Source organism: Mycobacterium sp. SMC-16, assembly GCF_046250085.1.
Taxonomy (GTDB): Bacteria; Actinomycetota; Actinomycetes; order Mycobacteriales; family Mycobacteriaceae; genus Mycobacterium; species Mycobacterium phocaicum.
This window is the reverse complement of the sequence record NZ_CP176427.1, coordinates 1644111-1658722: the sequence shown is the minus strand read 5'-3', so window position 1 is coordinate 1658722 and position 14612 is coordinate 1644111. Positions and strand designations below refer to the sequence as shown.

8 protein-coding genes and 1 tRNA gene are annotated in these 14612 nt (G+C 67.8%); 1 reads left to right on the top strand and 8 read right to left on the bottom strand.

The features are described 5' to 3' along the window. Position 1: 1 nt before the first annotated feature. From ACJEIK_RS08055 to ACJEIK_RS08030, 6 genes are all read right to left on the bottom strand, one after another. Positions 2–4861, bottom strand: coding sequence for an NAD-glutamate dehydrogenase (locus ACJEIK_RS08055; RefSeq protein WP_409431307.1), 4860 nt, complete (start codon positions 4859–4861; stop codon positions 2–4). Between the two features lie 55 nt (positions 4862–4916). Beyond that, complete coding sequence (ettA, locus tag ACJEIK_RS08050; RefSeq protein ID WP_061005999.1) at positions 4917–6590, bottom strand: energy-dependent translational throttle protein EttA; 1674 nt, start codon at positions 6588–6590, stop codon at positions 4917–4919. A 172-nt stretch (positions 6591–6762) separates the two neighbouring features. Beyond that, positions 6763–7200: a single-stranded DNA-binding protein gene (locus ACJEIK_RS08045; RefSeq protein WP_064860162.1), complete on the bottom strand. Its 438-nt coding sequence runs from the start codon at positions 7198–7200 to the stop codon at positions 6763–6765. Positions 7201–7367: 167 nt separating this feature from the next. Next, positions 7368–9725 (bottom strand): glycerol-3-phosphate 1-O-acyltransferase, encoded by a 2358-nt coding sequence (locus tag ACJEIK_RS08040; RefSeq protein ID WP_064860146.1) that lies wholly within the window; start codon positions 9723–9725, stop codon positions 7368–7370. Next, positions 9722–11299 carry an HAD-IB family hydrolase gene (locus ACJEIK_RS08035; RefSeq protein WP_406776066.1) on the bottom strand — a complete coding sequence of 526 codons (1578 nt, stop codon included), beginning with the start codon at positions 11297–11299 and terminating at the stop codon, positions 9722–9724. Before ACJEIK_RS08035 ends, ACJEIK_RS08040 begins: the two co-directional genes overlap by 4 nt. After that, positions 11296–12777 (bottom strand): wax ester/triacylglycerol synthase family O-acyltransferase, encoded by a 1482-nt coding sequence (locus ACJEIK_RS08030; protein WP_409431306.1) that lies wholly within the window; start codon positions 12775–12777, stop codon positions 11296–11298. The genes ACJEIK_RS08035 and ACJEIK_RS08030 overlap by 4 nt, the downstream gene beginning before the upstream one ends. A 130-nt stretch (positions 12778–12907) precedes the next feature. Between ACJEIK_RS08030 and ACJEIK_RS08025 the strand changes: the two genes are divergently transcribed. After that, positions 12908–12980: transfer RNA gene (locus ACJEIK_RS08025), tRNA-Arg, on the top strand. Between the two features lie 419 nt (positions 12981–13399). Here ACJEIK_RS08025 and ACJEIK_RS08020 read toward each other — a convergent pair. Further along, positions 13400–13852, bottom strand: a complete 453-nt coding sequence (locus ACJEIK_RS08020; protein WP_409431305.1) for a hypothetical protein — start codon at positions 13850–13852, stop codon at positions 13400–13402. Between the two features lie 75 nt (positions 13853–13927). Then, on the bottom strand, positions 13928–14578 hold the full coding sequence (locus tag ACJEIK_RS08015) for an MspA family porin (RefSeq protein WP_409431669.1): 651 nt from the start codon (positions 14576–14578) through the stop codon (positions 13928–13930). Positions 14579–14612 lie beyond the last annotated feature (34 nt).

Genomic DNA, 14612 nt, shown 5'->3' with positions numbered 1-14612 from the left:
ATCATCCCTGATTGCCCGTTCCCGTCGTTCTCGTGGTCATGCTCCGCAGTTGCCGCGCGGCCACCGACAGCGTCGCCAGGTCACGCACCTCGTCGCCCAGGATCTCGGTCAGCGTCCGGCGGGCCCGCATGACGCGCGAACTGTTGGTCGACGCCCACTCGTGAATCTTCTGTTCGCCGGTCTCGTCGATCTCCCCGACCGCCATCACGTCGACGCACAGCGACCGGATGGACCCGTAGATATCGTCGCGAATGGCCAAGCGCGCCAACGAATGCCAGCGGTCGTTGCGGCTGAGTTCGGATACCGCGGTGAGCAGGTTGTCGATGCCCAGATTGTCGGTCAGCGCGAAGTAGGTGTCGGCCACCTCGGCGGGCTCCCGCTCGGCGATGTCGGCGATGTCGATGACGTCGAGCAGGCTGTACTGGTACAGACCGGTGGCCACCATGTAGGCCAGCTCCTGCGAGACGCCGGCGGCCTCGAACTGTGCGGCATCGGTCTCGGCGATGGCCTTGTCGTCGCCACGCAGCCACTGCGCCATCTGCGGGGTGAGCTCGGCGACCTTCGCCGCGAACCGGTTGGCCTCGGCGCCGACCGCCAGCGGCTGGGGCCGGTAGTTCAGCAGCCAGCGCCCGGCCCGGTCGATCAGGCGCCGCAGATCCAGCGTCATGCGGTCGGTGACGTCCACCGGGACACCGGCCATGCCTGCCGCCCGGATGTTCCGCCACACCTCGTTGACCCGGAAGATCTTGTCCACCGCGACGTAACTGCGGACCGCGTCGACCGGCCCGACGCCGACATCCTCGGCGACGCGGTAGGCGTAGGTGATGCCGGCGGTGTCGACGAGGTCGTTCACCAGCATCGTGGTGATGATCTCCCGGCGCAGCTGGTGCGACCGGATGTCCGCGGTGAACCGGTCCCGCAACTCCTCGGGGAAGTAGTCCGGCAGCCGACCGGCGAACACCTCCTGGTCGGGCAGGTCACTGGCCAGCACGTCTTCCTTCAGCGCGAGCTTCACGTGCGCCATCAAGGTGGCCAGCTCGGGGGACGTCAGCCCCAACCCGGTCTCCATCCGCCGACGGATCTCCTTGTCCGACGGCAACGCCTCCAGCTCGCGGTTGAGTCCGCGTTCTCTCGCCAGGTCACGGATCTGGGCGGCGTGCACCGGCAGCAGGCTGGCGGCGTTGGCGCGGCTGGTGCCCATCAGGTCGTTCTGCGACATGTTGTCGGCGAGCACCAGACGACCGACCTCGTCGGTCATCGACATCAGCAGGTCGGTGCGCTCGGCGGCCGCGACCTTGCCCGCGGTCACCAGGGCGTCGACCAGAATCTTGATGTTCACCTCGTGGTCGGAGCAGTCCACACCGGCCGAGTTGTCCATGGCGTCGGTGTTGATGTGGCCGCCGGCCAGATCGAATTCGATGCGACCGCGCTGCGTCACACCGAGGTTGCCGCCCTCACCAACCACCTTGGCGCGCACCTGATTTCCGTTGACCCGGATGGCGTCGTTGGCGCGGTCGCCGACGTCGGCGTCCGATTCGGTCTCGGCCTTGATGTAGGTGCCGATGCCGCCGTTCCAGAACAGGTCGACGGGCGCCAGCAGGATCGACTTCATCAGCGCCGGCGGCGTGAGCTCGGTGACGTCGGCGGCCAGGCCCAGCACCTCGCGCACCTGCGGGCTGATCGGGATCGACTTCTGGTCCCGGCTGTAGACGCCGCCACCCTCGCTGATGAGCGATTTGTCGTAGTCGTCCCAACTCGACCGGGGCAGCTTGAACATCCGGTCGCGTTCGACCCACGAACGGGCCGAGTCGGGGTTCGGGTCCAGGAAGATGTGCCGGTGGTCGAAAGCCGCCACCAGGCGAATGTGCTTGGACAGCAACATGCCGTTGCCGAACACGTCACCGCTCATGTCGCCGACGCCGACGACGGTGAAGTCCTGGGTCTGGGTGTCATGGCCCATCTCGCGGAAGTGCCGCTTGACCGACTCCCACGCGCCCTTGGCGGTGATGCCCATGGCCTTGTGGTCGTAGCCCACCGAACCACCGGAGGCGAACGCGTCGCCCAGCCAGAAGCCGTACGACTTGGCGACATCGTTGGCGATGTCGGAGAACGTCGCGGTGCCCTTGTCGGCGGCGACCACCAAGTAGGCGTCGTCGCCGTCGCGGCGCACCACCTGCGCCGGCGGCACGACGGCGCCGGTGGCCGTCTCGACGTTGTCGGTGACGTCGAGCAGCCCGGCGATGAACAGCCGGTAGCAGGCGACGCCCTCGTTGCGCAGGGCATCGCGATCGGCGGCCGCGTCACCGGTGGGCGCGGGCGGCGACTTCAGCACGAAGCCGCCCTTGGCGCCGACGGGGACGATGACGGCGTTCTTCACCGCCTGCGCCTTGACCAGGCCCAGGATTTCGGTGCGGAAGTCCTCCCGCCGGTCCGACCAGCGCAGGCCGCCGCGGGCCACGTTGCCGAACCGCAGGTGCACGCCTTCGACCCGCGGCGAGTACACGAAGATCTCGTATTTGGGCCTGGGCAGCGGCAATTCGTCGATGAGCTGGGGATTGAGCTTGAACGACAACGCGTTTCGCTGCCGCGCCGAGCCCTCTGCGGTGACGTAGTAGTTGGTCCGCAGCGTGGCCTGCACCAGCGCCGCGAAGGCCCGCAGCACCCGGTCGGTGTCGAGGCTCACGAGCGCGTCGATGTCCGCCGCAACGGCGGCCGCCGCGGTCTGGGCGCGATCGGCAGCGTCGGCACCGGTCGGGTCGAACACCGCCTCGAAGAGTTCGACGAGAGACTTCGCGGTGCCCGGGTTGTCCCGCAGCACCGTCTCGATGTGGTACTGGCTGTACGGAAAACCGGCCTGCCGCAAGTACTTCGCGTAGGCCCGCAGGATCGTCACCTGCTGCCAGGTCAGGCCCGCGCCCAACACCAGCTCGTTGAACCGGTCGATCTCCACCTTGCCCTGCCAGATGGCGGTGACCGCGTCGGCGAAGCGGGTGGCGATGACTTCGCGTTCGGCTTCCGGGGCGTCGACGGTGGACTGGTGCCGGGAAATCTTGAACTGGTAGATCCACACCGGCACGCCGTCGGCGCGCACGACGTTGAACGGCTGCTCCTCCAGCACCACGACGCCCATGGACTGCAGCATCGGCAGCAGCTCGCTCAGCGAGGCCGACCGGCCGGCCAGGTACCAGGTGAGTTGGGCGGTGCCGTCATCGTCGGGTCCGGCTTCGGGATAGTCCAGCACCAGTTTGACGCTGTCGTCCTGCAGCTGATCGATGATGCTGATGGCCTCGATGGCACCGGTCGGCGTGAACGCCTGCTTGTAGACCTCGGGGAACGCCACCGCATAGTGCTCGGCCTCGGCGCGCGTGATGGTGCCCGGTGTGACAGCACCGATCAGCCGGTCGCCCCAGGTGCGCGCGGCCTCGGTCAACAGACCCTGGATCCGGGTTTCGTTGGCGGCCGAGGTGTCGATACTCGCCGCGCTGGCGTTCTCGCCCAATCGGACCGTGAAATGCACGACGGCCCAAGGTGATTCACTGACCCGGGCGGTGTACTCGATGCTCTCGCCGCCGAGTTCGCGCACCAGGATGTCCTGCATGGCCAGCCGCACGTCGGTGGTGTACCGGTCGCGCGGCAGGTACACCAGGCACGAGACGAAGTGGGCCAGCTTGTCGGCGCGCAGGAACAGCAGCGCACGCCGCCGCGAACCCAGGTCGATGACGGACTTCCCCATCGCGACGAGGTCGCGTGCGGTCAGGGAGAACAGCTCGGAGCGTGGCACGGTCTGGATGATGTCGAGCATCAGCTGGCCGGGCCGGCTCGGATCACCTTGCGACAGCGCCAGCGCCTCGTTGACGCGCCGCGAGATCAGTGGAATCTCGAGCACATTGGCATTGCCCGCCGTCACCGTGAACTGGCCGATGAAGCGGTGCTCGCGCGCGGGCCCGTTCGGTCCCGCGCTCTCGCGCACCACCACGATGTACGGGTAGGCGCCGTAGCGCAGGTAACTCGGCATGGTGGCCTGTGCCACCGCCAGCAGTTCGTCGTCGCCCGCGAGTGGTGGCAGCACGTCGCTGCGCAGCTTGGCCACGCCCAGCCGCGTCGCGGGATCCACCTGGGCCTGCCCGTTCTCCACGGTGCACTGCTGGTAGCCCAGCAGGACGAAGTGCCCGTCGGCGAGCCAGCGCAGCAGGGCCGCGACGTCGCGCCGGTCATAGCCGGGGAACCGGCCGTTGTGGTCGGCGTCGAGCGCGTTGGCCAGGCCGACGAGCGCGGCGTTCATCGCGGGCGTATCGAGTTGCACCGCACGGGTGTCGGTCAGGGCATGCGGTAGCACAGCGGCCGCCTCGGCGACGGCCTTGCCGTCCCCCATGGTCGCCAGCTGCACGTGAATCCAGGTCTCGTCGACGCCGTCGGCCGGGGCGCTGGGGTCACCCGCCGGACCCATCGCGACGACCTCGCCCGCCGCGTCCCGCCGCACCCGGAACTCCGGACTCATGATCGCGGTGTAAGCGACACCGATGCGGTGCAGCAGCACCATCACCGAGTCCATCAGCAGCGCACTGTGATCGGTGACGATCTGCAGCGCCGGGCCGAAGCGGCCGGGATCGTCGGCGGCGTAGATCGCGACCAGCGTCTCCCCCGTCGACCGGCGATGACCGAGGCGATAATGCGCGGCCAGCAACTCCGGGGACACCCGCGTCGCCATCGCGACGTCGATCGGGGCGGTGACCCCACCGTCGGCCGGCGAACCGTCGTTGGGGCCGCGGTAGGTGAGCAGGTATGCCCGTGCGAGACCAGCGTTGCCGTCCGCACCGGCGGACCGCGTCGTACAGCTGAGTCCGCCCCGATTTTCCGTCATCCGACTTGCTCCTGACGTCGCGCCGTCGTGCCCCAATCGGCACGTACGTGCGACGTTAGTCGCGAGTCAGCTTGCGGTGGGTCACTCTGTGCGGACGCGCCGCTTCGATTCCAAGTCGTTCCACTTTGTTCTCTTCATAGGCACCGAAGTTGCCCTCGAACCAGAACCATTTGGCCTCGTCCTCGTCGTCACCTTCCCACGCGAGGATGTGGGTGCAGGTGCGGTCGAGGAACCAGCGGTCGTGGCTGATGACCACGGCGCAACCGGGGAACTGCTCGAGAGCGTTCTCCAGCGAAGACAGGGTCTCCACGTCCAGGTCGTTGGTCGGCTCGTCGAGCAGGATCAGGTTGCCGCCCTCCTTGAGGGTCAGCGCCAGGTTCAACCGGTTGCGCTCACCACCGGAGAGCACGCCGGCCGGCTTCTGCTGATCGGGTCCCTTGAAGCCGAACGCCGACACATAGGCCCGCGACGGGATCTCGTTCTGGCCGACCTCGATGTAGTCGAGCTTGTCGGAGACGACCTCCCACACCGTCTTCTTCGGGTCGATGCCCGCGCGGCTCTGGTCTACGTACGACAGCTTGACCGTCTCGCCGACCTTCACGGTGCCGCCGTCCGGCTGCTCGAGGCCGACGATGGTCTTGAACAGCGTCGACTTACCCACACCGTTCGGGCCGATGACACCGACGATGCCGTTACGCGGCAGGGTGAAGGACAGGTTCTCGATCAGGACGCGGTCGTCGAAACCCTTCTTCAGGTTGTCGACCTCCACCACGACGTTGCCCAGGCGCGGCGGCGTCGGAATCTGGATTTCCTCGAAGTCGAGCTTCCGCGTCTTCTCGGCCTCTGCGACCATCTCCTCGTAGCGTCCGAGGCGGGCCTTGTTCTTGGCCTGACGGGCCTTGGCACCGGAACGCACCCAGGCCAGCTCGTCCTTCAGCCGCTTCTGCAGCTTCTGGTCCTTCTTGCCCTGCACCTCGAGACGCTCGGCCTTCTTCTCCAGGTACGTGGAGTAGTTGCCCTCGTACGGGTAGGCGCGGCCGCGGTCGAGCTCGAGGATCCACTCGGCGACGTTGTCCAGGAAGTACCGGTCGTGGGTGACGGCGAGGATCGCGCCCTTGTAGTCGGCGAGGTGCTGTTCGAGCCAGTTCACGCTCTCGGCGTCGAGGTGGTTGGTGGGCTCGTCGAGCAGCAGCAGGTCGGGCTTGCTCAGCAGCAGCTTGCAGAGCGCGACGCGGCGGCGCTCACCACCGGACAGGTGGGTGACGGGCTCGTCCGGCGGCGGGCAGCGCAGCGCGTCCATGGCCTGCTCCAGCTGAGAGTCGATGTCCCAGGCGTCGGCGGCGTCGAGCTCCTCCTGGAGCTTGCCCATCTCTTCCATGAGCTCGTCGGTGTAGTCGGTGGCCATCAGCTCGGCGACCTCGTTGTACCGGTTGAGCTTGGCCTTGACCGCCACGCCGGCCTCGACGTTCTCGCGCACCGTCTTGGTCTCGTCGAGTTCGGGCTCCTGCATGAGGATGCCGACCGTGGCGCCGGGCGCCAGGAAGGCGTCGCCGTTGTTGGCCTTGTCGATGCCGGCCATGATCTTCAGGACGCTGGACTTACCGGCGCCGTTGGGGCCGACGACACCGATCTTCGCGCCCGGCAGGAAGTTCAGGGTGACGTCGTCGAGGATGACCTTGTCGCCGTGCGCCTTACGGACCTTGCGCATCGTGTAGATGAATTCGGCCATGCCGTCGTCATGCCTTTCGTTGGCTGTTCGTCGTAGCGTTCTCGTCGCGCGCACCCCGACTCACTGGATCGGGCGCGGTCCCGCGAAAACTCGCTGACCATCCTAGGCAAGCCGCCAAATCGCCCGCTGGCGCGGTCGGGGCGCCGCCGCGTGGGGCGCCCCGACATTTGCCCTACGCCGACAGCACCAGCGCGTCCGAGTTCTCGGTCTCGGGCGGCTCCGAGGCCACCTGGGGCTGCTCCAATTCGATGGGGCTGGGCCGCCGGGGATCGATCTTGACCTGGCAGCGCGCCATGTCCGGACCGACGGACGTCGCCCTCACCTCCATCGATGACCGGCGGTTGCCTTCCTTGTCCAGGTACTCGTTGGTGAAGATGTAGCCGACGACCACCACCGGGTCGCCTTTGAACAACCGGCCCGCCACCCCGTCGGCCAGCCGGCCCCAGCAGTTGACCGTGACGTACAGCGAGTTGCCCGGCTCCCAGCCGTCGTCGGTCTTCTTCCGCGAATTGCTCGCCATCCGGAACGTCGCGAGGTTGCTCTCCCCGGCCCGGCGCGCGACGACGTCGGTGATCACGTTGCCGACCACGGTGAAGGGGGTCTCGAACATGTGCTTCTCCATCCATCCATTTCGGTGTTGCCGGCGTTCTCGCCGGCCTGTGCGTCAATTGACCCGTCAGGCACCGACAAAAGAACCGGCGCCGCCCTCGGGGCGGCGCCGGTTGTGGATGAATCGCGAACTGTGGATAACCCGGGGTGGGACTCACCCGGCCCGGGTCACTCCGCCTCGATCGCCTTCTTGGACTTGCGCCGCTGCAACTCGCGGACGTCGAACTTGATCCAGCCGATCGAGTCGACGGTCGCCATGTCCGCCAGGATCGCCCGCAGCTCGGCCAGGAATGCGGTGCGCCGCTCCTCCAGGTCGGGTGCCGCCTCCAGCAGCTTCTGGTCGGCCACCACCTGCCGCGCCGTCGTGAACAGCAGCGCCGACACCGACTCGTTGCTGCGAATCCGGCCCTGCGCGACGTATTGCCGGCCGACGCCGAGCGCCCTCTTGGTCAGGTCCTTCTCACTGATGTCGGGCGGCGTGCCACGCAACACGTCGGCGACCAGTTCGTAGGCCTCCAGGAACGGCCGCAGCATGGCCCCGGCGATGATCGGCCGTTTGGCCCGCAGCATCGCGTAGATGGCCTCGCCGCCCTCGGCCAGCTGCTGCTCACAGTTGTCCTGCCACGACATCTCTTCCAGGATGTGCTCGCGGAACGATGCCGAGTCGGCGAAGTAGAACTCGAACTTGAGCAGGTCGCGCAGCCGCATCACCTGGGCCCAGAACGCCCCGACCGGATCGGACTCCGCCTTGGCGGCGTGCGCCATGGCCAGCTCGACGATGGCGGTCTCCAGGAACGCGTCGATGGTCGTGTTGCGGTAGAACGCCGCCTCGTGCTCGTTCTCCGGCGCGATGAACCAGACCGGCTGGCGGCCGCTGTCCACCGCGGTCACCGGATGCCCGCCGGACATGGCGTCGAGCGTGGCCCGGACCCCCTCGGGGGTGCGGAGCCGCAGAACCGAGTTGGTCATCGGAATCTTCTTGCGCTCAAGGTAATCCAGCGCATCCTGCAGGGTGTGGTGCAACTGGTCGAGCGTCAGCGCCAGCCCGCGGGTGGTCAGCAGCAGTGCCGACACCAGAGCCGTGGCATTGATGGGCGTGGCCCGCAGGATGCGCCACGCCACCTCGAAAGCCATCTTCTGCAGCGCAAGGCGTTTGAGCGCGGGATCGGTGGCCACCGGACCGTCCGGAGGCCCCAGCTGTTCCCGCATCGACACCGCTTTGGGGAACCGCACATAGATCTTGCCGAAGTTCCGGTCGCCCTGTGCCTTGATGTAGTGGTACAGCCAGCTCAGGCCTTCGGGGGTCTTCTCACCGCCGCGGGCGTACGCGGCGTACTCGGCCGTCTCGTGCAACTGGTCGAAACTGATGGAGACGGGCTGCAGCAGGATGTCCTCGCTGCGGCCGTCGAGGTAGGCGTCGGCGACGTACGCCAGCAGACCGAGCTTGGGCGGCAACATCTTTCCGGTCCGGGAGCGCGTGCCTTCGATGGACCAGTTGAGATTGAAGCGCTTCTCCACGATGTACCCGACGTACTCCTTGAGGACGTACTTGTACAACGGGTCGCCGGCGATGTTGCGCCGGATGAAGATGACGCCGGAGTGCCGGAAGATCGGCCCCATCAGACCGAACGCCAGGTTGATGCCGGCGAAGGTGTGCACCGGCGGCAGGCGGTTCTCCTGCATCGCCACCGGGACGATCACGCCGTCGAGGTACGACCGGTGCGAGAACAGCAGCACGGCGGGGTGCAGCTCCAGCGCGTGCCGCATCGACTCGACCTGCTCGCGGTCGTAGTCCACGTTGGGGTCGAAACCCCGGCTGAAGATCGCGCGCCCGATCTTGGGGATGAAGTCGACGGAGAACCGGCTCCAGCCCGTCGACAGCTCGTCGAGCATCTCGCCGGCCTTCTCGACCGTCGCGCCCGGGATCTTCTCCAGGCCCTCCCGGAACCGGGCCGATGCCAGCACCTCGGGCTTGACCAGCCGGGGTGACTTGTATTCGGGCCCGAGCAGCCGCAACTCCACCCGCTCGATGGCGAGCTGTGCGCGGCGCAGCACGAATCGCGCGAATTCCCTTGGGTTTTCGGCGGTCGTGGTGTCTTTCCACTGCTGCCGCAGCTGGCCCACCGTGGCGGGCTCACCGGCCACCACCCGGGCCCGCAGCGGGTCCTTGCGCAGGATGCGGCGCTGCAGCAGCTCCGGCGGCCGGTACCGGTCGCGGCCGGAGATCAGCGAGACGATCTTGGAGCGCGTCGGCAGACCGGCGGGCACCCAGAACACTCGAACGGGAACCACCGAACGGCTTTCGTCGGCGCCGAGCAGTTCCACCAGCCGGGCCAGCGTGCCGGGCGACGGCTCGCCCTCGGTCGGCAGCCGGAGCACCTCGAGGCGGGTATCCGGATGCTGCTTGCGTTGATGGGCCAGCCAGTCGTTGAGCAGGTCCCACTCGGCCGCGGAGCCGACCGCGGTCAGCACCAGCGCGTCGTCCGTCGGGTCGAAGCTGGCGAGGTCGTCAGCGGTGTGCTTCACCGTCGGCCCTTGGCGCTGCGCGGCGCATCGCCGCTGTCGTCGGGCGAGTCCCCGGGTTCGGCCGGCGCCGCCGACCGGTGGTACAGCGGATTGTCGGGCACGCTGTCGTGCGGCCATTTTCGGAGGGTGTCGAGATAGAGCTGACGCACTTCCGCGATGCGCTCCGACAGATCGTCGAGCGTCCAGTCCTCGACCGAGATCGGCGGATAGACGACGACGTCGACCTTGCCCGCGTGGAAGGTCGACGAATCGCGCGCGGCGATCACCTCCGCGTTGCGGATCACGATCGGCACGACGGGGATACCAGCGGCCATGGCCATCCGGAACGGCCCCTTCTTGAACTCGCCGACCTCGGTGGTGTCCAGGCGGGTGCCCTCGGGTGCGATCAGGATCGAAAGGCCTTTACGGGCAAGCTCTTCCATCTTGTGCAGGCTCTCGATGGCCGAGGCGGGATCATCGCGGTCGATGAACGCGGCGTCCATCACCTTGCCGATGGTGCCCATGATCGGGTTGCTCTCGAGCTCCTTCTTGCCCACCGAGGTGAAGTTGTCGCTCACCAGGGCGCCGGCGATCATCGGGTCGGCCTGATTGCGGTGGTTGAAGATGAACACCGCGGGCCGTTGCGCCCGCAGGTTCTCCGCGCCGAGCACGTTGAGGTCGATGCCGAGCGTCGCCATCAGCGCCTTGCTCCACGCCGAGGTGAAGAAGTTGACGCCCGTGCGCCGGTTGCCGGTCAACAGGCCGAGCCCGAGGGCACCGGCGGCGACCGGTGCCAGCGACGCGATGCCGGCGAAGGTCCGCAGCTGCGCGATGGGACTGCTGCCACTGCGGCTGGAGAACTTCAGCACCGGCCAACCACGTTTGGCGGCAACAGATTCCAGCTTGGCAGCCGGGTTGGTGGGCCGGGGATTGCCGACCAGGTACATCAGCGCGACGTCTTCGTCACCGTCGGCGTAGAAGTAGCTCTTCGCCAGATCGACACCGTTGTTCGCCGCGAAATGCTGTGCGGCGTTGGCCTTTCCGGGGCCCCACAGCACCGGCCTGACGACCTCACCGGTGATGAGTCCGTCCTCGTCGGTCTCGAACTTGTTGCACAGCACGTTCTTGATGCCGAGGAAGTTCGCCACGGGTTCCACCTGGACCGTCAGCGCCGACGAGCTCAACACGACGGTGTGCCCGCGCGCCTGGTGCGCACGGACGAGCTCACGCATCTCGGGATAAATCCGCTTCTTGATGTGCTGGATGAACAACCGCTCGCCCAGCTCGTCGAGGTCGCTGAGCGAATTGCCGTTCAGCATCCGCGCGCCCCGGCCGATGAGGTCCTCGAACTCGGCGCGGCCCAGTTGGTGGTTCACCGCGGCCTGCACCATGCCGATGAATTCACCGACGCCCATCTGGCGGCGGCGCAACCGGTCCTGCGTCATGATCACGCCGGTGAACCCGGCCACCAGGGTGCCGTCCATGTCGAAGAACGCGCCGACCTCCGGCCCTTCGGGGCTGGCCAGAATCTCCGCCACCGAGCCCGGCAGCCGGGCGTTGCGGAACTCACCCGCGTAGTCGTCGTCCGAACTCATTGTGCGGCACCCCCGTTCACTGCCGACTCGGCCTGTTCGTCTGACAACTCGAACGACGCCGGAATGGCTCGGCCGTCCCCGCCGAGGGCCAGCACCTCGTTGAATCCGTCGAGCAGGCAGCGGGCCCACAGCTCGGGATCATTGATGGATGCCCGGTCATAGCGGGTGCTGATGGTGACCCAGCCGCTGCGGGAGATGAGCACCGCCATCATCGCGACGCCGGGCAGCGGACCGATTCCGTAGTGCCGCACCACTTTTGCGCCCGCGATGTACGTGTCGACCGGAGGACCGGGCACGTTGCTGGCCTGCACATCGGAATTGACCACCGAACCGGCCATGGATTCCAGCAGCGGATCCGGCACCAGGTTCAGCAGCGGCGCGACGACGCCCACGACCTCGATGGCGCGCTCCTCGCGCTTGCGGGTCATCTGGGCGCGCACCTTCTGGATGCGCTTGCGCGGGTCGACGACGCCGATGGGGGCGGCGATGTTCACGCCGGCAAATCTGTTGCCACCGGCGGGATCCGAGTCGGAGCGAACGTTCACCGGCACCGCCATGGGAAGCGACGCCACCGGGACGCCCTTGGCCTCGTGGTAGCGGCGCAGCGCGCCGCACAGCGCGGCGAGGTACGCATCGTTGATGGAGCCCTCGGCGGCCTTGGAGGCCTTGTGCAGATCGCTGAACTTGATGTCGATCGCCTCGCTGCGCGACGCCAGACCACGGCGCCGCAGCACCGGCGACGGCGGCGCCGCGGGCGTCATGACCCGCCGGCTCGAGCGGACGTAGTCGACCACCCCGCCGACCGCGTCGGCCGGATCCCGCACCATGCGCCCGAGCAGCCCCGCCGCGCCGCGGGTCACATCGAGCACGTTGTTGGCGATGCCCTTCGGCAACGCGTTGATGCCTTGGCGCGCAAGGTCGTTCGGCGACAGATCTTCGGGGATCGGCAACGGCGCCGATGGCCGCGGCGCGGGATCCCGCTCGAGGTCGTAGAGGTTCGCGAACATCTCCATGCTGCCGACACCGTCGGTGACGGCGTGGCTCATGTGCACGATGTTGGCGGCACCACCGCCCGGCAGCCCTTCCACCAACGTGGCCGTCCAGAGCGGACGGGAGATGTCGAGCGGCGACTGCAACGCCAGCTCGGCGAAATCGAAGACCTCACGCAGCGTGCCCGCGCCCGGGGCACGCACGCGGCGCACGTGAAAATCCAGATTGAAGTCGGGATCGACGACCCAGCGCGCCGCCGCCGTCGGCAGGCTCGGCATCACGACCTTCTGCCGCAGGCGGATGGCCTTGCGGGACGCCTGCTCGAACCGCGCGCGGTACCGCTCCCAGTCCGGCGTGACGTCCAGCAGTTCGACGCCCATGATGCCGGACCGCGTGCGGGGATTGGCCTCCCCGCGATGCATCAACTGATCAACCGCACTCAACTCTTCGGGCAACCCGGCCGTGTCAAAGTCCGGCACGTCGCTCATGGCTGTCGCTCTCCTCCGTCGTTGCCCAGCGCTGGACCCTAACGCTAGTCCGCCGCCGGACACAGCGCGGGCAATCCGGCTGTTGCCATGGCCACTGCGCGGAGGCGTCGGGATAGACTTCCTCCGCATTGCCCCCGTGGCGCAACGGATAGCGCAGCGGATTTCTACTCCGTAGGTTGCAGGTTCGAATCCTGTCGGGGGCGCTCATCCGACTCGGCCTCGATGACCGTCCGCGACGGCGCCGTCCGCTCCCACAGCACCGCACCCACGCACGCCGTGACGACCCAGCCGGCGCCGCTGATTCCGCACCACGTGAGCAGCGCCATCGCCACACCGATGGGCCCGAAGTCGTCCCACCCGCGCAGCAGCGGCGGGAAGATCATCCGGGCCGCCAGCGGCAGGATCGTGCCCTCGATGACGACGCCCGCCAACCCTGCGAGCAGCAGCGCGCGCCAGGCCCGACCGCCGTCGCGCACCAGGAGCGCGGGTGTGATCGTCCAGAAGATCCAGACCGGGATCAGCGACACCGCGAAGAGCAGGACCTGGCTCCACCCGTGGTGCTCGGCACCGAACGCGATCCGTTCGCGCACCCCGATCATCGTCAGGTACAGGACGAACCACGTCACGCCGCGCCACAGCTTGCCGCCCCAGCCGAACGGTTCGCGGCGCCAGGCCTGGCAAAGATGCCGGCGATGGTCATCGACATCGGGATGCCCCACACCAGGAAGCTGGCGACGCCGAAGAACGTCCAGTTGGACCGCAGACCAGAGGCGCGGCCGAAGGCGGCTCGGACATGGTCGGTCAGCGGCGACGCCAGACCGAGCTGCCGGCTCACCACGACGCCGGGGCTGGCGCTGTCGGCGAAGCCGGTGAGATAGCTGAACCCGATGATCGCCAGCGGGATCACCGTGGTGAACAGCTGGACCGACACCACGGTGCCCAGCGTGCCGCCGTCGATCTCGTTGAAGCGATTCACGACGGCGACGATGGGCCGCAGCTGACGCATCTCGGCCAACTGCCGGTAGCGGTCCTCGACGCGCTGCCGCATCGCCGGCGATTCGGCGTCGTCGCTCATGCTCCCCCTTCTACGGGCCCCGGGCATTGTGCCCGGTCGGGGGTGCTCTGCGCGCCGAAACGGCGCGAGGTGCGATCAGACGGACTTCGTGACGCCGTAGTAGGCGACGATGTCGTCGGTATCGGAGGTGGAGCTCGTCAGCACCGCGTACGACCTCAGGAACGATTGGCCGACGCAGCCGTCGACCTTGACGTGCGTGTCCTTGAGCGTGATGCGCACCGGCGCGGCCTTGAACGACTTCTTGTCGACGGGGACCTGGGTCACGGTGCCCGGCTTCGGGTGGATTTCCACGGTGCCCGATATCGGCACGCTGACGCCCGTGGGCAGGAGACCGGCCAGCGTCGAACCCGAGGTGGCGATACCGATGGAGCCGACCAGACGCACCTGGCCCAGCTCGATACCGCAGCCGATCTGGTAGCCGGCCTCCAGCGTGCCGCCGTTGAGGGTGGTCTTGCCCTTGCCGGTCACGGTCCCGGTGAACGTGCCGCCCACCAGGTATTCACGCGAGCTGACCGCGGTCGTGAGCGGTGCGACCGGGAGCTCGGTCTCGTTCTTGGCCACCACGGTGAGGACCCAGCCGTCGGGGGTCGTAACGGTCGCCGGCTCTTCCGACGCCACGAGACCGGTGTCCGGCGGCGGTTCCCTCGTCACCGGCGGGCGCGGGGTCGGCGAACGCAGCGGTCGCTGCCCCGAACGGGAGCAACATGCCCACAGCAGCAACCACAGCGCCACGTCTCCATTTGGACTGCTTCAACATGAA

What these genes read in the sequence shown, in the direction of transcription:
- ACJEIK_RS08055 (WP_409431307.1), bottom strand. Translation starts at nt 4,861, where the DNA reads ATGACGGAAAATCGGGGCGGACTCAGCTGTACGACGCGGTCCGCCGGT.
- ettA (WP_061005999.1), bottom strand. Translation starts at nt 6,590, where the DNA reads ATGGCCGAATTCATCTACACGATGCGCAAGGTCCGTAAGGCGCACGGC.
- ACJEIK_RS08045 (WP_064860162.1), bottom strand. Translation starts at nt 7,200, where the DNA reads ATGTTCGAGACCCCCTTCACCGTGGTCGGCAACGTGATCACCGACGTC.
- ACJEIK_RS08035 (WP_406776066.1), bottom strand. Translation starts at nt 11,299, where the DNA reads ATGAGTTCGGACGACGACTACGCGGGTGAGTTCCGCAACGCCCGGCTG.
- ACJEIK_RS08030 (WP_409431306.1), bottom strand. Translation starts at nt 12,777, where the DNA reads ATGAGCGACGTGCCGGACTTTGACACGGCCGGGTTGCCCGAAGAGTTG.
- ACJEIK_RS08020 (WP_409431305.1), bottom strand. Translation starts at nt 13,852, where the DNA reads ATGAGCGACGACGCCGAATCGCCGGCGATGCGGCAGCGCGTCGAGGAC.